Source organism: Stenotrophomonas sp. PE591 (genome assembly GCF_018320795.1).
In the GTDB taxonomy this organism is placed as follows: Bacteria; Pseudomonadota; Gammaproteobacteria; order Xanthomonadales; family Xanthomonadaceae; genus Stenotrophomonas; species Stenotrophomonas maltophilia.
The window spans coordinates 111,604-129,999 of the sequence record NZ_JAAOKO010000009.1 but is presented as its reverse complement, the minus strand read 5'-3'; the positions used below and the strand labels follow the sequence as shown (position 1 = coordinate 129,999).

At 66.8% G+C, this 18,396-nt stretch carries 16 protein-coding genes; 11 read left to right on the top strand and 5 right to left on the bottom strand.

The window, feature by feature from the left end:
- Window positions 1–12 precede the first annotated feature (12 nt).
- Together smeE and smeF are read left to right on the top strand one after the other, a co-directional pair.
- The gene (gene smeE / locus JLDANKMP_RS18315; RefSeq protein WP_005411088.1) at window positions 13–3,135 is read left to right on the top strand and encodes a multidrug efflux RND transporter permease subunit SmeE; all 3,123 of its coding nucleotides are present in this window, start codon (window positions 13–15) and stop codon (window positions 3,133–3,135) included.
- A 92-nt stretch (window positions 3,136–3,227) separates the two neighbouring features.
- The gene (gene smeF / locus JLDANKMP_RS18310) at window positions 3,228–4,628 is read left to right on the top strand and encodes a multidrug efflux RND transporter outer membrane subunit SmeF (RefSeq protein ID WP_138970161.1); all 1,401 of its coding nucleotides are present in this window, start codon (window positions 3,228–3,230) and stop codon (window positions 4,626–4,628) included.
- Between the two features lie 83 nt (window positions 4,629–4,711).
- Here smeF and JLDANKMP_RS18305 read toward each other — a convergent pair whose 3' ends face one another.
- The 4 genes from JLDANKMP_RS18305 to JLDANKMP_RS18290 all read right to left on the bottom strand — a co-directional run bounded on the left by JLDANKMP_RS18305 (window position 4,712) and on the right by JLDANKMP_RS18290 (window position 6,524).
- Entirely contained in the window at window positions 4,712–5,134 is a 423-nt protein-coding gene (locus JLDANKMP_RS18305; RefSeq protein WP_005411086.1) for a low affinity iron permease family protein, read from the bottom strand.
- A gap of 67 nt (window positions 5,135–5,201) precedes the next feature.
- Entirely contained in the window at window positions 5,202–5,537 is a 336-nt protein-coding gene (locus tag JLDANKMP_RS18300; protein ID WP_005411085.1) for a hypothetical protein, read from the bottom strand.
- Window positions 5,538–5,612: 75 nt separating this feature from the next.
- Entirely contained in the window at window positions 5,613–5,873 is a 261-nt protein-coding gene (locus JLDANKMP_RS18295) for a hypothetical protein (protein WP_212561802.1), read from the bottom strand.
- A 198-nt stretch (window positions 5,874–6,071) separates the two neighbouring features.
- The gene (locus JLDANKMP_RS18290) at window positions 6,072–6,524 is read right to left on the bottom strand and encodes a nucleoside deaminase (RefSeq protein ID WP_005411083.1); all 453 of its coding nucleotides are present in this window, start codon (window positions 6,522–6,524) and stop codon (window positions 6,072–6,074) included.
- 80 nt (window positions 6,525–6,604) lie between these two features.
- Between JLDANKMP_RS18290 and ubiE the strand changes: the two genes are divergently transcribed.
- From ubiE to JLDANKMP_RS18270, 4 genes are all read left to right on the top strand, one after another.
- A complete protein-coding gene (gene ubiE, locus JLDANKMP_RS18285) occupies window positions 6,605–7,366 on the top strand; it encodes a bifunctional demethylmenaquinone methyltransferase/2-methoxy-6-polyprenyl-1,4-benzoquinol methylase UbiE (RefSeq protein ID WP_005411082.1) in 762 nt (253 codons plus the stop codon).
- A gap of 270 nt (window positions 7,367–7,636) precedes the next feature.
- Complete coding sequence (locus JLDANKMP_RS18280; protein WP_099481233.1) at window positions 7,637–9,565, top strand: M1 family metallopeptidase; 1,929 nt, start codon at window positions 7,637–7,639, stop codon at window positions 9,563–9,565.
- 127 nt (window positions 9,566–9,692) lie between these two features.
- Entirely contained in the window at window positions 9,693–10,424 is a 732-nt protein-coding gene (locus JLDANKMP_RS18275) for a hypothetical protein (RefSeq protein ID WP_005411080.1), read from the top strand.
- Window positions 10,412–11,047 (top strand): HAD family hydrolase, encoded by a 636-nt coding sequence (locus JLDANKMP_RS18270; RefSeq protein WP_212561801.1) that lies wholly within the window; start codon window positions 10,412–10,414, stop codon window positions 11,045–11,047. The genes JLDANKMP_RS18275 and JLDANKMP_RS18270 overlap by 13 nt, the downstream gene beginning before the upstream one ends.
- 143 nt (window positions 11,048–11,190) lie before the next feature.
- Here the strand turns inward: JLDANKMP_RS18270 and JLDANKMP_RS18265 are convergent, their stop codons facing one another.
- Complete coding sequence (locus JLDANKMP_RS18265) at window positions 11,191–12,129, bottom strand: carbohydrate kinase family protein (protein WP_005411078.1); 939 nt, start codon at window positions 12,127–12,129, stop codon at window positions 11,191–11,193.
- A 283-nt stretch (window positions 12,130–12,412) separates the two neighbouring features.
- Here JLDANKMP_RS18265 and JLDANKMP_RS18260 point away from each other — a divergent pair, with 283 nt between their 5' ends.
- The 5 genes from JLDANKMP_RS18260 to rodA all read left to right on the top strand — a co-directional run bounded on the left by JLDANKMP_RS18260 (window position 12,413) and on the right by rodA (window position 18,348).
- Entirely contained in the window at window positions 12,413–13,459 is a 1,047-nt protein-coding gene (locus tag JLDANKMP_RS18260) for a rod shape-determining protein (protein ID WP_005411077.1), read from the top strand.
- A 121-nt stretch (window positions 13,460–13,580) separates the two neighbouring features.
- Window positions 13,581–14,678: a rod shape-determining protein MreC gene (gene mreC / locus JLDANKMP_RS18255; RefSeq protein WP_212561800.1), complete on the top strand. Its 1,098-nt coding sequence runs from the start codon at window positions 13,581–13,583 to the stop codon at window positions 14,676–14,678.
- Window positions 14,675–15,160: a rod shape-determining protein MreD gene (gene mreD, locus JLDANKMP_RS18250; protein ID WP_005411075.1), complete on the top strand. Its 486-nt coding sequence runs from the start codon at window positions 14,675–14,677 to the stop codon at window positions 15,158–15,160. The genes mreC and mreD overlap by 4 nt, the downstream gene beginning before the upstream one ends.
- A 3-nt stretch (window positions 15,161–15,163) precedes the next feature.
- The gene (mrdA, locus tag JLDANKMP_RS18245; RefSeq protein ID WP_049433260.1) at window positions 15,164–17,239 is read left to right on the top strand and encodes a penicillin-binding protein 2; all 2,076 of its coding nucleotides are present in this window, start codon (window positions 15,164–15,166) and stop codon (window positions 17,237–17,239) included.
- The gene (gene rodA / locus JLDANKMP_RS18240) at window positions 17,236–18,348 is read left to right on the top strand and encodes a rod shape-determining protein RodA (RefSeq protein ID WP_005411073.1); all 1,113 of its coding nucleotides are present in this window, start codon (window positions 17,236–17,238) and stop codon (window positions 18,346–18,348) included. The genes mrdA and rodA overlap by 4 nt, the downstream gene beginning before the upstream one ends.
- Window positions 18,349–18,396 lie beyond the last annotated feature (48 nt).

Sequence of the window (18,396 nt, the reverse complement as noted above, 5' to 3'; positions counted from 1 at the left end):
GCGGAGAACCCCATGGCACGCTTTTTCATCGATCGACCCATCTTCGCGTGGGTGATCGCCATCATCATCATGCTCGCCGGCGGCCTGGCCCTGTTCAAGCTGCCGGTCTCGATGTACCCCAACGTCGCACCGCCGGCGGTGGAAATCAGCGCCACCTACCCGGGTGCATCGGCCAAGGTGGTCGAGGACTCGGTGACGCAGATCATCGAGCAGAACATGAAGGGCCTTGATGGCCTGATCTACTTCTCCTCCAACAGCTCGTCCAACGGCCAGGCCACCATCACCCTGACCTTCGAGAGCGGCACCAACCCGGACATCGCCCAGGTGCAGGTGCAGAACAAGCTGCAGCTGGCCATGCCGCTGCTGCCGCAGGAAGTTCAGCGGCAGGGCATCAACGTGGCCAAGTCCAGCTCGGGCTTCCTGAACGTCATCGCGTTCGTGTCCGAGAACGGCAGCATGGACGCCAACGACATCGCCGACTACGTCGGTTCCAATGTTGTCGATCGCCTGAGCCGCGTGCCAGGCGTGGGCAACATCCAGGTGTTCGGTGGCAAGTACGCCATGCGCATCTGGCTGGATCCGAACAAGCTGCATACCTATGGCCTGTCGGTTGCGGAAGTGACCGCAGCGATCAAGGCACAGAACGCGCAGGTGGCCATCGGCCAGCTTGGCGGTGCACCGTCGATCAAGGGCCAGCAGCTCAACGCCACCATCAACGCGCAGTCGCGCCTGCAGACCCCGGAACAGTTCCGCAACATCATCGTGCGCGGTGCGCAGGACGGTGCCGAGCTGCGCCTGGGGGATGTCGCCCGCGTCGAGCTGGGTGCCGAGTCCTACGACTTCGTCACCCGCTACAACGGCCAGCCGGCCAGCGGCCTGGCGGTGACCCTGGCCACCGGCGCCAACGCGCTCGATACCGCCGCTGGTGTGAATGCCGCGCTGGAAGACATGAAGAGCTTCTTCCCGGCCGGGCTGAAGGCCGAGGTCCCGTACGACACCACCCCGTTCGTGCGCGTGTCGATCAAGGGCGTGGTGCAGACCCTGATCGAAGCGATCGTGCTGGTGTTCGTGGTGATGTACCTGTTCCTGCAGAACTTCCGCGCCACCCTGATCCCGACCATCGCCGTGCCGGTGGTGCTGCTGGGTACCTTCGGCGTGCTGGCCATGCTCGGCTTCTCGGTGAACATGCTGACCATGTTCGCGATGGTGCTTGCGATCGGCCTGCTGGTGGACGATGCCATCGTGGTGGTTGAGAACGTCGAGCGCATCATGTCCGAGGAAGGACTGTCGCCGCTCGAGGCGACCCGCAAGTCGATGGGCCAGATCACCGGCGCGCTGGTGGGCATCGGCCTGGTGCTGTCGGCGGTGTTCGTGCCGATGGCCTTCATGAGTGGCTCCACCGGCGTGATCTACCGCCAGTTCTCGGCCACGATCGTCTCGGCGATGGCATTGTCGGTGCTGGTCGCGATCGTGCTGACCCCGGCGCTGTGCGCGACCATGCTCAAGCCGCTGAAGAAGGGCGAGCACCACGTCGCCCACCGCGGCCTGGCCGGTCGCTTCTTCAATGGCTTCAACCGTGGATTCGACCGCACCAGCGAAAGCTACCAGCGTGGCGTGCGCGGCATCATCCATCGCCCGTGGCGCTTCATGGGCATCGTGGCGGCGCTGTTCGTGCTGATGGGCGTGTTGTTCGTGCGCCTGCCCAGCTCATTCCTGCCCAACGAAGACCAGGGCGTGTTGATGGCGCTGGTACAGGCCCCGGTGGGTGCCACCCAGGAACGTACGCTGGAATCGATCGCGGCACTGGAAAACCACTTCCTGCAGAACGAGAAGGATGCGGTGGACTCGGTGTTCTCGGTGCAGGGCTTCAGCTTCGCCGGCATGGGCCAGAACGCCGGCATGGCATTCGTCAAGCTGAAGGACTGGAGCGAGCGCGACGCCAACAATGGCGTGATGCCGATCACCGGACGCGCGATGGCGGCCCTGGGCCAGATCAAGGATGCCTTCATCTTCGCCTTCCCGCCGCCGGCCATCCCGGAACTGGGCACCGCCTCGGGCTATACCTTCTTCCTGAAGGACAACAGCGGCCAGGGCCACGAGGCACTGGTGGCCGCGCGCAACCAGCTGCTCGGCCTCGCCGCCGGCAGCAAGAAGCTGGCCAACGTGCGCCCGAACGGCCAGGAGGACACGCCGCAGTTCCGCATCGACATCGACGCGGCCAAGGCGACCTCGCTGGGGCTGTCGATCGACCAGATCAACGGCACGCTGGCCGCCGCGTGGGGCAGCTCGTACATCGACGACTTCGTCGATCGTGGCCGCGTCAAGCGTGTGTTCGTGCAGGCCGACCAGCCGTTCCGCATGGTGCCGGAGGACTTCGATCTCTGGTCCGTGAAGAACGACAAGGGTGAAATGGTGCCGTTCAGTGCCTTCGCTACCAAGCACTGGGATTACGGTTCGCCGCGCCTGGAACGCTACAACGGTGTGTCGGCCATGGAAATCCAGGGCGAACCGGCCCCGGGTGTCGCTTCCGGTGATGCCATGGCCGAGATCGAACAGCTGGCCAAGCAGCTGCCGGCGGGCTTCGGCATCGAATGGACGGCGATGTCGTACCAGGAGCGCCAGGCTGGCTCGCAGACGCCACTGCTGTACACGCTCTCGCTGATGATCGTATTCCTGTGCCTGGCCGCGATGTACGAAAGCTGGAGCGTGCCGACCGCAGTGCTGCTGGCGGCCCCGCTGGGCATCCTCGGCGCGGTGCTGGCCAATACCTTCAAGGGCCTGGAACGCGATATCTACTTCCAGGTGGCGATGCTGACCACGGTGGGCCTGACCAGCAAGAACGCGATCCTGATCGTGGAGTTCGCCAAGGAGAACCTGGAGAAGGGCGCAGGCCTGATCGAATCGATCATGCATGCCGTGCGCGACCGCCTGCGCCCGATCGTGATGACCTCGCTGGCCTTCGGCATGGGCGTGGTACCGCTGGCGATCTCCACCGGTGCCGGTTCCGGCGCCAAGCAGGCGATCGGCACCGGCGTGCTCGGCGGCATGATCGTCGGCACCGTGCTCGGCGTGTTCTTCGTGCCGCTGTTCTTCGTGGTGGTGCAGCGCGTGTTCAAGCGCAAATCCACGACGTGACCTGTAGCGGTCATGCCGGCCTCAGGCTGGCGTTATCGAAACGGTAGTGCCGGCCGCTGGCCGGCATGACCTCCTGCCATCCGGCAGTACCGATGGAAGTCATTCCCATGAAAAGTGCATCCCTGTTCCTTTCCATTGCCGCTGTGCTCGCGCTCGCCGGCTGCTCCACCCTGGTGCCGAAGAACACCGCTGTCGCCCCGGCGATCCCGGCGCAGTGGCCGGCCGAGGCCGCGCAGGGCGAGGTGGCCGATGTCGCCGCCGTCGGCTGGCGCGACTTCTTCACCGATGCGCGCCTGCAGCAGGTGATCGACCAGTCGCTGCAGAACAACCGCGATCTGCGCGTGGCCGTGCTCAACGTTGAGCGCGCGCGCGGCCAGTACCGTGTGCAGCGCGCTGATCGCGTGCCCGGCGTGGCCGTTACCGGCCAGATGCAGCGCCAGGGCACCGACGCCGGTGTCAACGAACAGTTCACCGCCGGTGTCGGCGTGGCCGAGTTCGAGCTGGATCTGTTCGGCCGCGTGCGCAATCTCAGTGAAGCCGCGCTGCAGCAGTACTTCGCGGTGGCCGCCAACCGCCGCAATGCGCAGTTGAGCCTGGTGGCCGAGACGGCCACCGCATGGCTGACCTACGGTGCCGATGCGCAGCGGCTGAAGATCGCCGATGCCACGCTGAAGACCTACGAGGATTCGCTGCGCTTGGCCGAGGCCCGCCACGAACGTGGTGGCAGTTCGGCGCTGGAGCTGACCCAGACCCGTACCCTGGTCGAGACCGCGCGTACGGACGCCGCACGCCTGCGTGGCCAGCTGGCCCAGGACCGCAACGCGCTGGCGCTGCTGGCCGGTGGCCAGCTGGATCCGGCGCTGCTGCCGGACAGCATCGAGCCGCAGCTGCTTGCATTGGCACCGCCGCCGGCCGGCCTGCCCAGCGACGTGCTGCTGCAGCGCCCGGACATCATGGCCGCCGAACACCAGCTGCTGGCGGCCAACGCCAATATCGGTGCGGCACGCGCGGCGTTCTTCCCGAGCATCTCGCTTACCGGCAGCATCGGCAGTGGTTCGAGCGAACTGTCCAACCTGTTCGACAGCGGTACGCGCGTGTGGAGCTTCCTGCCGAAGATCACGCTGCCGATCTTCCAGGGCGGCAAGCTGCGCGCCAACCTGGCCATCGCCAACGCGGATCGTGATATCGCTCTGGCGCAGTACGAGAAGTCGATCCAGGTGGGCTTCCGCGAAACCGCCGATGCGCTGGCGTTGAATGTCAGCCTGGACGAGCAGGTGAGTTCACAGCAGCGCCTGGTGGAAGCGGCCGAACAGGCCAACCGCCTGTCGCAGGCGCGCTACGACGCGGGCCTGGACAGCTTCGTGACCCTGCTTGATGCGCGGCGTACGGCCTACAACGCACAACAGACCCAGCTGCAGGCGCAGCTGGCGCAGCAGGCCAACCGCATCACCCTGTACAAGGTGCTGGGCGGTGGCTGGCACGAGCGCAGCTGAAGGACAGCCGGCCAGCGGCCGGCTCTACCTTGATGATCGATGGTAGTGCCGGCCGCTGGCCGGCATTGTCATTTCAGGACCTGCTACACCGCTTCATCGTCGCGCCGCGCTGCATGGCAGGCGCGCACCCGCGCGAGCGCATCGCCGGCTTCGCGCGCCATCTGCTCGTACTCGGCGCGGATCTCTTCCAGGCGCGCTTCGTCCAGTTCTTCCAGATCCAACAGTTCGTTGTTGGCTTCGGCCGTCGCCCGGATCAGCTCGTCCAGCTTGATCTGCATCGCGGCGGTGTCCGCGTTCTGCGTGTGCTGGATCAGGAACACCATCAGGAAGGTGATGATGGTGGTGCCGGTGTTGATCACCAGCTGCCAGGTGTCGTTGAAACCGAACACCGGGCCACTGATGCCCCAGATCACCACGATCGCTACTGCAGCCAGGAAGGTCCACGGCGAGCCGGTGGCGGCCGCGGCCTTCTTGGCGATCGTATTGAACAGGTTTCGTACTTTCATCGTCGTCGTCCCACTCAGGTGACGAGGATGATCGGCAGTGGCCCGTGCAGGCGCTGTGCAGCGGCGGTCAGGCGCGCATGCGCTGCAGCCGCGGTGCCTGCAGGCTGCGCACCGGACTGCTCTGGTAGACGTGCTGCCAGCAACGGTCGACGAATTCGCGGGCCTGGGCTTCACTCAGTCGCGGCATGATCTGCAGGGCGTACTGGGTCTGGAACATCTCGTCACGTTCGGCCTCGCTGGCGCGCGGCTGGGTGATCAGCGAATCGCAGGCAAACTTGATCCACGGCACGTACGAGCCGAACGAGTTGTGCGGCAGTGCGCCTTCGGCATGTTGGCGGCGCCAGTGATCCAGTTCGGCGTCAACGTTGATGACCGGAGGAATGGTGGGGACTTCAGCGTGCATGACAATCCAGTTCGGTTGAGTGGAAAGGGAGTGGGGGTTCATCGGAGTGTGGCGTATGTGGCGGTGCATGCCGCGTCAGCGCGATGTGGAGCTGGCGTCGGCATGTCCAATCAACTGCGCGTGCTCGACGGCACCGAGATCTTCGGCCAGGGTGGCCATCGCGTTGCACAGGCGCTCGTGGTCGAGCGGATGGCGACGGACCAGCTCCAGTTGCATGCGCTGGTAGGCGGTCCAGAACAACGCGCCGCGCCGGTGCAGTGCATATTGCCGCTGCAGGCGTTCGCGGATCGGGTCGAGGATCGAGTCTGGTGCAGGTCGTACGGCGTGCGCGCACATGGCTGGCTCCGCCGGGGAAAGAAGTCCCGGTAACCCCACCCTAGGCGCGGCAGCCGGGCGGGGTGTTATCGCAGCGTGTGCACGTTGCGCAGCTGACTGTGCACTGGTTCACGGCAATGGCCGCAAACGCTGCCGGCACTAGGGCGTGCCGGCACTGAAGCGTTCATTAAACGGGTTCAACAGGACACTGCGTGGTGATCATTCACCGATGTCTTCATTCCAGATCTCCGGGTGCTGCGCAATGAAGCCGCCCAGCAGGTCCACGCATTCCTGGCTGTCCAGGTCGATCACGTTGACGCCATTTTCCCGCAACCAGTCGATGCCGCCCTGGAAGGTGCGCGATTCGCCCACCACCACGGTGCCGATGTTGAACTGGCGCACCAGGCCAGAGCAGTACCAGCACGGTGCCAGGGTGGTGACCATGATCGTGTCCTGGTAACGGCGCTGGCGGCCGGCCTTGCGGAACGCATCGGTCTCGCCGTGCACCGACGGGTCGCCTTCCTGCACGCGGCGGTTGTGGCCGCAGCCAAGCAGGCGGCCGTCGTTGTGGTACAGGGCTGCGCCGATCGGCACGCCGCCCTCGGCCAGGCCCTGGCGGGCTTCGGCGATGGCGGTCTGCAGCAGGGCCTGGTAGTCGGGCGTGGTGATCATGCGGGGCTCCGGTAAGTCGTGGCCCGCCATGATACGGGCAGGGGGTGCCGCTGGCCCCCGGCGGTGCGATAATCGGGGCCATGAGCGAATCCCCCTACAAAGCCGGTACCACCCATTTCGGGTTCCGCGACGTCGCCGCCAAGGACAAGCAGAAGCTGGTCGGCCAGGTGTTCACCTCGGTCGCGCGCAACTACGACCTGATGAACGACCTGATGAGCCTGGGCGTGCACCGGGCGTGGAAGCGCTACTACGTGGCCACCGCGCAGGTGAAGCCGGGCGACCGCGTGCTCGATCTGGCGGGCGGCACCGGCGACATCGCCGCCCTGCTGAAGGAGCGCGTCGGCGCCGAGGGCTCGGTGGTGCTGGGCGACATCAACGCCGGCATGCTGTCGGTCGGCCGTGATCGCCTGACCAACCGCGGCCTGGTGCTGGGCCTGGACTACGTGCAGTGCAACGCCGAGGCCCTGCCGTTCCCGGACAACAGCTTCGACCTGGTCACCATCGCCTTCGGCCTGCGCAACGTGACCGACAAGGACGCCGGCCTGCGCGAGATGTACCGCGTGCTGAAGGTCGGGGGCCAGGCCCGCGTGCTGGAGTTCTCCGAAGTCACCGCGGACTGGTTCAAGCCGATCTACGACTTCCACTCGTTCAAGATCCTGCCGAAGCTGGGCAAGCTGTTCGCCAATGACTCGGACAGCTACCAGTACCTGGCCGAGAGCATCCGCAAGCACCCGCCGCAGGATGAACTGAAGGCGATGATGGGGCAGGCCGGGTTCGAGCGCTGCCACTACAAGAACCTGACCGGCGGCATCGTTTCGATCCACTCCGGCTACAAGCTGTAAGCCCCGCTCTGGTGGGTGCCAACCGTGGTTGGTGCTCGCCCGCTGCGGTGATCCGATCTGGTAGCTGCCGACCTTGGTCGGCACGGGCCTGCCGCATGCGTTGATGGGTCCGTGCCAACCAAGGTTGGTACCTGCCTGTAGATGCCGACATTGGTTGGCATGCGCCCGAGGCGCAGGATCGGCTTGCCTGCCATTACCCCGCACCGCGCAACGCCTGCCGGGCCGGAGGGAGGTACCATTGGGGTTTGATCCCCGTAACGGTCCCGATTCATGCGTAATCCGCTGATGCTCCTTCCGCTGGCCGTGGCCCTGGCCGCCGGCTGCTCCCAGGAGGCGGCCGCGCCCGCCGCCGCCCCGACTGCCGCAAAGGCCCCTGCCGCCCCCGTGAACGCCGAGAACCGCAGCCACGACGAAAGCTCGTACGCCGAGCCGGACAAGGTCGTCATCAAGGACATCGCGCTGGATCTGAAGCTCGACTTCGACCAGAAGCAGATTGGCGGCACCGCCACCTACACCCTGGAATGGAAGCAGAAGGACGCCAGGCAGCTGGTGCTCGACACCCGCGAGCTGACCGTGTCCAAGGTCGAGGCCGTCGCCGCCGATGGCGCGCGCAGCCCGCTGAAGTTCGAGCTGGCCGCCGCTGACAAGGTGTTCGGCAGCAAGCTGACCATCGAGGCCCCGGAACAGCCGGCCAAGGTGGAAGTGACCTACCACACCGCGCCGACCGCATCGGGCCTGCAGTGGCTGGCACCGTCGATGACCGAGGGCAAGAAGCTGCCCTTCATGTTCAGCCAGTCGCAGGCCATCCACGCCCGTTCGTGGGTGCCGCTGCAGGACACCCCGAGCGTGCGTTTCACCTACAGCGCGCACGTGGTCTCGCGCCCGGACGTGATGGTGCTGATGAGCGCCGACAACGATCCGAAGGCGGCGCGTGACGGTGACTACACCTTCAAGATGCCGCAGCCGATTCCGTCCTACCTGCTGGCCATCGCGGCCGGCGACCTGGTGTTCGAGCCGATCTCCGGCCGCTCCGGCGTCTGGGCCGAGCCGACCATGGTCAACAAGGCCGCCAAGGAATTCGAAGACACCGAGAAGATGATCGGTGCCGCCGAGAAGCTGTACGGCGAATACCGCTGGGGCCGCTACGACATGCTGGTGCTGCCGCCGTCGTTCCCGTTCGGCGGCATGGAAAACCCGCGCCTGACCTTCGCCACCCCGACCGTGATCGTCGGCGACAAGTCGCTGGTCTCGCTGGTCGCCCACGAGCTGGCGCACAGCTGGTCGGGCAACCTGGTGACCAACGCCAGCTGGAAGGACATCTGGCTCAATGAAGGCTTCACCACCTACGTCCAGGGCCGCATCACCGAAGCCCTGTACGGCAAGGAGATGGCCGAGATGGAGAAGCAGATCGACCAGACCGACCTGCTGGCCGAAGTGAAGGACATGAGCCCGGCCGACCAGGCACTGGCGCTGCCGCCGCTGAACGAGCGTGACCCCGATGAAGCCCTCAGCCAGGTCGCCTACGTCAAGGGTTCGTGGTTCCTGGAGTTCCTGGAACAGCGCTTCGGCCGCGAGACCTTCGATCCGTTCCTGCGGGGCTGGTTCGATGACCACGCCTTCCAGAGCGCGAACACCGACCAGTTCGTCGCGTACATGAAGAAGAACCTGCTGCCGAAGAATCCGTCGGCCGTGACCGAGGCCGAACTGAAGGCGTGGCTGGACGAGCCGGGCATCCCGGCGTTCGCGGCCAAGGCGCAGTCGCGCAACTTCAGCAGCGTCGATACCGCGCGCATCGCATTCGCCAGCGCCGGCACCGTGCCCAGCAGCCAGGTCATCGCCGACTGGAGCACCCAGGAGTGGGTGCGCTTCATCGACGGTCTGGGTGCGACCCAGCCGCTGGACAAGCTGGCCACGCTGGACAAGGCCTTCCACTTCACCGGCACCCCCAATGGCGAGATCGCCATGCGCTGGTACCCGCTGGCGATCCGCAGCGGCTACGAGCAGGCCAATGAAGGGGCGGCTGCATTCATCGAGCGCGTCGGCCGTCGCAAGCTGATCCTGCCGATCTACGCCGAACTGGTGAAGACCCCGAAGGGTCTGGAGCTGGCCAAGCAGGCCTTCGAAAAGGCCAAGCCGGGCTACCACCCGATCACCACCACCTCGGTCCAGGACATGCTGGCCAAGGCTGAAGCCAAGTAAGCGGTAGTGCCGGCCGCTGGCCGGCAACCGGTCACTGCTTCACCACCAACGGCGGGGAAACCCGCCGTTGGTGTATCCGCTTTTCGCTGCCGATAGAATCGGGATGCACTCGCATAGGACCTCCGCCATGAAACGACTGATCCTGCTCACCGCCTGCACCCTGGCCCTGGCCGCCTGCAGCAACCCGGAAGAGGAACGCAAGGCGCAGGAAGCCGCTGCGGCCGCCGCGCAGGCGCAGAAGGAGGCCAAGGCCGAAGACGTGGCCAAGCAGTACGACATGGCCGTGGCCGCGCAGGACTGGGAACGCGCGCGCCTGCATGGTGCCTCGCTGCTGGACCAGTACAAGGACACCGCCGCCGCCGAGCGCATCGCCGCAGGCTTCGACGAGGTCAAGGCCAAGGGCGACGCCGCGCGCGACCTGCGCCGCATGCAGGGGCTATGGCAGTACAACCAGATTCCGGTGGGCAGCAAGGGCAACCAGGTCTCGGCGCAGATCTACAGCAAGGAACGGGTGGACGTGGATGGCAGCGGCGCCAAACCGGTGCAGCTGGTGTTCCGCGATCATCCGGAGTGGAAGCGGCATGCCTACCTGGTGCTGCAGGCCGGTGATTTCCGTTGCCCGCAATGCACGGTGAAAGTGACCGTGGATGACGGCAAGCCGGTACCAATGGCGGCCTGGCGCCCGAAGACCGATGAAGCCATCGCCCTGTTCATCACCGATCAGAAGGCACTGTGGAAGCTGGCGCGCAAGGGCAAGTCGATCAGCATCGAGTTCCCGGTCAAGGCCGGTGGCACGCGAACGGCCGTGTTCGAAACCGGCGGTGTCGACGCCAGCCGCATGCCGCAGTGGTGGCAGTGAAGGTTGCGACGGGCAGCGCAGTGCACGCGTTGTCCGCGATCCGGCACTGGGTGTTCGACATGGACGGCACGCTGACGGTGGCCGTGCATGATTTCGCCGCGATCCGCCGAGCGCTGGAGATCGCCGCGGAGGAAGACATCCTCGACCATATCGCGGCATTGCCCGACGCACCGGCGCAGGCCAAGCGCGCGTGGCTGCTGGATCACGAGCGCGCGCTGGCCGAGGACGCGCTGCCAGCGCCGGGGGCGGTGAAGCTGCTGCGCGCGATGTCGGCGGCTGGTTGCCGGCTGGGCATCCTGACCCGCAACGACCATGCGCTGGCGAAGCTGACGCTGGAGGCGATCGGGGTCGGGGCGTTGTTCGACGACGCCGGCATCATCGGCCGCGATGAAGCGGTGCCCAAGCCCTCGCCGGATGGCCTGCAGCAGCATCTTCGTCGCTGGGGCATCGGGGCTGCGCACGCGGTGATGGTCGGTGACCACGCCTACGACCTGGAGTGCGGGCGCGCCGCGGGCGCTCACACCGTGCTGGTCAATCTGCCGGAGAACCCATGGCCGGGCCGGGCCGACTGGCATTTCGCCGATTGCCGCGCCTTGCTGGCGGCCTGGCAGCAAAAGGGGTAGTGCCGGCCGCTGGCCGGCAGTGTCGACCAAGGTCGACACCTACCAACAGCATTCCCAGCAGCGCATCGGGTGGAAAGCCCCCTTGTTGTTCAAGGGGGCGCGCCGAAGGCGCGGGACAAGGTGGAATGCGCGGGCAGTTCGGCTTACGCGCCCAGCGCGTAACCGAACTGCTGCTTGAACTGCTCGTTGAACTCATCGAAGGTGAAGCGCTGGTTCTGCGTGCCGGGGTGCTCGACCTTCAGCGCGCCCATCAGGTTGCCCATGCGGCCGATGGTCAGCCAGTCGTAGCCCTTCTGGATGCCGTAGATCAGGCCGGCGCGGAAGGCGTCGCCACAGCCGGTCGGATCGACCACGCGGCGCTCGTGCGCCGGCGGGATGTCGTAGCTCTTTTCCGGGGTGTGGATGACCGCACCCTTCGGGCCACGGGTGGTGATGTAGGCCTTGACCCGGCTGACGATCTCCTTCTCGTCCCAGCCGGTGCGCTCCTGCAGCAGGTTCGATTCGTAGTCGTTGACCACCACGTAGTCGGCCTGATCGATGAAGGCGCGCAGCTCGGGGCCGTTGAACAGCGGCATGGCCTGGCCCGGGTCGAAGATGAACGGAATGCCGTCCTCGTGGAATTCCTGTGCGTTCTGGATCATGCCTTCGCGGCCGTCCGGGCCGACCAGGCCCAGGGTCACGCCCGGCACGCCGCGCACATGGTTCTCGTAGGAGCGCATCATCGCGCCCGGGTGGAAGGCGGTGATCTGGTTGTTGTCGTGGTCGGTGGTGATGAACGCCTGGGGGGTGAACAGCTCGTCGATCACGCGCACGCGCGACAGGTCGATGCCCAGGCCCTCGAAGTATTCGCGGTACGGGCCGAAGTCCGAACCCACGGTGCCCATCGGGATCGGCTGGCCGCCCAGCAGGTGCAGGTTGTAGGCGATGTTGCCGGCGCAGCCGCCGAACTCGCGGCGCATGCGCGGCACGAGGAAGGACACGTTCAGGATGTGCACCTTGTCCGGCAGGATGTGATTCTTGAACTGGTCCGGGAACACCATGATGGTGTCGAAGGCAAGAGAACCACAGATCAGAGCGGACATCGATGTAAGCCTATGCGGTGAATTTTGGGGTGGGCCGGCCCGGTTCAGCGGGCAAGCAAACGGCGCCCTTGGGCGCCCGACGGCGCAAAGGTTACCCGCTGGTGCCGCTCAGGGCCAGAACCAGGTGATGCCCGATCAGGCCGAAAGCCTGTGAAGACGCGGGTTCAGCTAGTTTTTTCCTTGCTCGGCGGCAGGCGGGTTGCTAGGCTTGTCGGCCTCGATTTCTGCCCATTTTTTCGCCATCCCGCGGCGGGCACGACACCCCTCAGGACTCCTTCCTCAGATGTTCAAGAAACTCCGTGGCATGTTCTCCAACGACCTGTCCATCGACCTGGGCACGGCCAACACCCTCATCTACGTGCGCGGGCAGGGGATCGTGCTGAACGAGCCGTCGGTCGTGGCCGTGCGCCAGGACCGTGCCATCGGTGGCACCCGCTCGGTGGCAGCCGTTGGCGCCGAGGCCAAGCAGATGCTCGGCCGTACTCCGGGCCACATCACCACCATCCGCCCGATGAAGGACGGCGTCATCGCCGACTTCACCTACACCGAGGCGATGCTCAAGCACTTCATCAAGAAGGTGCACAAGTCGCGCGTGCTGCGCCCGAGCCCGCGCGTGCTGGTCTGCGTGCCGGCCGGTTCGACCCAGGTCGAGCGCCGCGCGATCAAGGAATCGGCCGAGGAAGCCGGTGCCCGTGACGTGTACCTGATCGAAGAGCCGATGGCTGCCGCGATCGGCGCCGGCATGCCGGTCACCGAAGCCCGTGGCTCGATGGTCATCGACATCGGTGGCGGCACCACCGAAGTGGCGGTGATCTCGCTCAACGGCATCGTCTATTCGGCCTCGGTCCGCATCGGCGGCGACCGCTTCGACGAATCCATCACCAACTACGTGCGCCGCAACCACGGCATGCTGATCGGTGAAGCCACCGCCGAGCGCATCAAGGTCGAGCTGGGTTGTGCCTACCCGCAGGCCGAGGTGCAGGAGCTGGAGATCTCCGGCCGCAACCTCGCCGAGGGCGTGCCGAAGATGATCAAGATCAGCTCCAACGAGGTGCTTGAAGCCCTGCACGAACCGCTGTCGGGCATCGTCAGCGCGGTCAAGCTGGCGCTGGAGCAGACCCCGCCGGAACTGTGTGCCGACGTTGCCGAGCGCGGCATCGTGCTGACCGGCGGCGGCGCCCTGCTGCGTGACCTGGACCGCCTGATCTCCGAGGAAACCGGCCTGCACGTGCAGGTGGCCGACGATCCGCTGACCTGCGTGGCCCGCGGTGGCGGTCGTGCGCTGGAACTGGTGGACATGCACGGCAACGAGTTCTTTGCGCCGGAATAAGCCGTCCCGGCCGTTCCTGCCCGCCGCGCCCTTCCGGGGTGCGGCCCGCCGCGATGGCGGGCCGGCACCGGCGGGGCGTCCGCGTGTTTCCCTTCCGCCTTCTGCCAGTTGAATCGTTGCCGTGCCGCCCTACGCCGGTCCTCCCGTTGCCTCCCGATCCGGTGATGCCGCCAGCCCCCTGCGGTTGCTGGCCTATCTTGCATTGGCCATCACACTGATCGTCCTTGACGATCAGGCGGGTTGGCTGGCGCGCCTGCGCGAGCAGGCCAACAGCCTGGTGCAGCCTGTGTGGGCACTGGCGGGTCTGCCCGGCAAGCTCGGCAACCAGGTCAAGGATTCCGCAGCCAGCCACACCCAGCTGGTCACCGAGAACCGTGAACTGCGCAACCAGCTGCTGCTGGCCAACGCGCGCCTGACCCGTCTGCAGACCGCGGCGCTGGACAACGCCCAGCTGCGCGAACTGCTGAACGTGGCCGAGCGCAGTGGCCTGGACGTGCAGCTGGCGCCGATCCTGGATATCGACCTGGACCCGGTGAAGCAGCGCCTGGTGCTCGACGCCGGCAGCCGCGAAGGCGTGCACGTCGGGCAGGCGGTGATCGATGCCGGTGGCCTGATGGGGCAGGTGATCAGCGTCACCGGCGGTACCTCCACCGTGCTGCTGCTGACCGACCCCGACCACGCGGTGCCGGTCACCGTGGCCCGCAACGGCGTACGCCTGATCGTCTACGGTCGCGGCGACACGCTGGAGCTGCGCGACATCCCGCTCAGCGCGGGTGTGGAAGTGGGCGATGAGATCGTCACCTCCGGCCTCGGTGGCCGCTTCCCGGCCGGCTTCCCGGTCGGCACCATCACCGGCCTGCGCCCGGACGACACCCATGCCTTCCTGGTCGGCGAACTGAAGCCAGCCGCCCAGCTGGATCGTGGCCGTGATGTGCTGCTGCTGCGCCCCGGTGCGGCGATCCGCATTCCGCCGGAACTGCGCCTGCAGCTCGAAGAAACCACTCCGGGTGGCCCGGCCACCGGCGCCACCGTGCCTGCGGGAGCCGCGCCAGCGACAACGACGCCAGCTCCGGTCAGCTCCCCGGTAGTGCCGGCCGCTGGCCGGCAACAGCCCTCGTCGCAAGCGAGGACTGCTGCCCCCGCATCTTCGCTTGATCCTGCTGCCCCGGTAGTGCCGGCCGCTGGCCGGCAACCGACCACGCCGGAGGCCCAGCGATGAGCCGCCTGCGCGACAACCCGTGGGTATTGCCGGCCAGCCTGGTCGTAGCCCTGCTGCTGGGCCTGCTGCCGTTGCCGGCGCTGCTGCAGCCGCTGCGCCCGTACTGGCTGGCGCTGGTACTGGCGTACTGGGTGATCGAGACGCCCGAGCGCGTCGGCCTGGGCATCGCTTTCGCCAGCGGCGTGGTCGCCGACCTGCTGTACGGCGGCGTGCTCGGCGAACAGGCGCTGCGGCTGGTGATGCTGGCCTTCATCCTGCAGCGTTTCCGCGCCCGCATCCGCTTCTTCCCGATGTCGCAGCAGATGCTGGCCATCGGTGGCCTGTTGTTCAACGATCGCATCGTCAGCGCGCTGGTCCACATCCTGGTGGGCGAGCCGACCCTGCCGTGGTCGTACTGGTGGGCCCCGCTGTTGGGCATGGGCCTGTGGCCGCTGGTGTTCGTGCTGCTGGACGCAGTGCGCTTCGGCAAGCGCGGGCGCTGAGCCATGATCCCGCGCCGCCAGGTCAAGAACCCGCACGCCGAAGCCGAACAGTTCCGCCGCCGTGCGGCGCTGGGTTTCCTGGGCGTGCTGGTCTGCCTGCTGGGCCTGGGCGGCTGGTACTTCAAGCTGCAGGTGCTGGATCACGACGTCTACGCCACGCGCTCGGAAGCCAACCGCATCAAGCCGCGGCCGGTGGTGCCCGGGCGCGGCATGATCTACGACCGCAACGGTCGCCTGCTGGCCGAGAACGTGCCAGCGTTCCGCCTGGACGTGACCCCGGACAAGGTCAAGGACATGGACGCCACCCTGGAAGGGCTGGCGAAGATCATCAGCATCAGCCCGGAAGAGCTGGAAGCGTTCAACAAGTCGCGCAAGGCGCGCCGCAAGTTCCTGCCGGTCACGCTGAAGCTGCGCATGAGCGACGAGGAGATGGCGCGCTTCGCCGTCGACCGTTGGCGCTTCCCCGGCGTCGAGCTTGAGCCCTACCTGACCCGGCGCTACCCGTACGGCGACCTGTTCGCGCACATCATCGGCTACGTCGGCCGTGTCGACGACAAGGACCTGGAGATCCTCGGCGAAGGCAATGCCGCGCTGACCCACATCGGCAAGTCCGGCCTGGAGCGCTATTACGAGCAGCAGCTGCGCGGCAAGGTCGGCTACGAGCAGGTCGAAACCAACGTGCAGGGCCGTGCCATCCGCACCATCGGCCGGGTGGCCGCGCAGTCCGGCGCCGACCTGCGGCTGTCGATCGACGCGGACCTGCAGCGTGCCATGGTGGCCGCCTTCGGCGATCAGGAAGGCTCGGCAGTGGCGATGGACCCGCGTACCGGCGAGGTGCTGGCGATGGTCAGCCTGCCGTCCTACGACCCCAACCTGTTCGTCAACGGCATTTCCCATGCCGACTTCAAGGCGCTGAACGAGAACCCGTCGCGGCCGCAGTTCAACCGCCTGGTGCTCGGCGGCGTCGCTCCCGGTTCCACGCTGAAGCCGCTGATCGGCCTGGCCGGCCTGGACTCGGGCGTGCGCCGCCCGGAAGACAAGGTGCTGTCCACCGGCATGTTCTACCTGCCCGGCACCAGCCGTGGCTGGGGTGATGCGCATCGTGGCGGCCATGGCTGGACCGATCTGCGCAAGTCCATCGCCGAGTCGGTCAACACCTACTACTACAAGCTGGCGCTGGACCTGGGCATCGAGCGCTTCGACCATTACATGGAGTACTACGGCTTCGGCCAGCCGACCGGTATCGACCTCACCGGCGAAATCGGCGGCATCCTGCCGTCGCCGGCCTACAAGCGGAAGACCCGCAAGGAAGCCTGGTACCCCGGCGATACGGTCAACATCAGCATCGGCCAGGGCGACTGGAAGGTCACCCCGCTGCAGTTGGCGCGCGGCGTCAGCGCGCTGGCCGATGGGCAGCTGCGCACCCCGCACCTGGTGATCCAGCAGCGCGACGGCTTCGACAGCGACTGGACCGCGACGCCGCCCGGCGAGAGCAAGCCGGTCAGCCCCAACCCCAACAACGTGCAGGCGGTGCGCGAGGGCATGATGGCGACCATGCGGCCGGGCGGCAGCGGCTGGCGCGTGGCGGTCGGTGCGCCGTACGTGATGGCCGGCAAGACCGGTACCGCGCAGGTCATCAGCCGCAAGGGCACCGCAGCGGTGAACCCGAAGAGCCTGCCGATGCACCTGCGCCACCGCGCGCTGTTCGTCGGCTTCGCGCCGGTCGAAAACCCGGTGATCGCGATCGCGGTCGCGGTGGAAGGCGGTGGCTATGGTGGTTCGGCTGCTGCGCCGATCGCCCGCAAGGTGTTCGATGCCTACCTGCTGGGCAAGATGCCCGAGGGCATGCAGCCGCTGGACAGCGAGCGTGGTACCACCGCCATCGGTGCCACCGCGTTCGACAACGAAGACGCCGGCGCACGCCAGGCCGGTGATCTGGCGGCCGCGCAGCTGGGCGAACACCCGGTGCAGGTGGGTGCCCCGGCCCCCGAACCGGCCCCTGCGCCGCAGCCGGGCACGCCGGCCGCTGCCGCACTGCCGGCCACGCCACGCCCGACGGTTGCGGAGCCCGCACGATGAAAGTGTTCCTGCGCTGGGCCGGCGACATGCTGCGCCGCTTCTTCAGCACGCTGGACTGGGTGTTGTGCCTGGCCCTGGGCGCGCTGATGGTGATCGGCCTGGCCACCTTGAAGAGTGCCGGTGGCGACGGCCTGGTGATGGCCCAGGGCGCGCGTTTCGCGGTGGGCATGGCTGCACTGTGGGGCATCTCGCGGGTGCCGATCCTGCGCATCCGCTCGGCCACGCCGATGATCTATGCGATCTCCATGATTCCGCTGCTGGCGGTGTTCGTGCTCGGCACCGGCAAGTACGGCCGGCAGTGGCTGGACCTGAAGTTCTTCTACCTGCAGCCGGCCGAGCTGCTGAAGGTCAGCCTGCCGATGATGGTGGCCTGGTACCTGCACAAGATGCCGCTGCCGCCGCGCTTCAACACCGTGCTCGTGGCCTTGATCATCATCGGCGTGCCGACCGGCCTGGTGATGTTGCAGCCCGACTTCGGTACCGGCGTGCTGATCGCCGCCAGCGGCGTGTTCGTACTGCTGCTGGCAGGCCTGCCGTGGTGGTGGGTCGGGCTGGGCGTGGGCGGCGTGGCTGCGGTCGCGCCGGTGGCCTGGTTCTGGCTGCTGCGGCCGTACCAGAAGGACCGCATCATGATGTTCCTGGACCCGGAGATGGATGCACTGGGGGCCGGCTGGAACATCATCCAGTCGAAGATCGCGATCGGGTCCGGTGGCTTCGATGGCAAGGGCTGGGGCGAGGGCTCGCAGTCGCACCTGAACTTCATTCCCGAACAGACCACCGACTTCGCGTTCTCGGTGCTGAGCGAGGAGTTCGGCTGGATGGGTGTGGCCCTGGTGCTGACCCTGTACCTGGTGGTGATTGGGCGTTGCCTGTGGATCGCCAGCCAGTCGCGCGATTCCTATTCGCGCCTGTTGGCCGGCGCTACCGGCCTGGCGTTCTTCGTCTATGTACTGGTGAACGGCGGGATGATTTCCGGCCTGCTGCCGGTGGTGGGCGTGCCGATGCCGCTGATCAGCTACGGCGGTACCTCGGCGGTGTCACTGCTGGCCGGCTTCGGCCTGGTGATGGCCGTGCGCAGTCACAACCCGGTGCACGGCGGCTACGGCTAGCATCGGTTGCGCGCTTTGCCGCGCTTCCATCCGCTCGATTGCATCCGC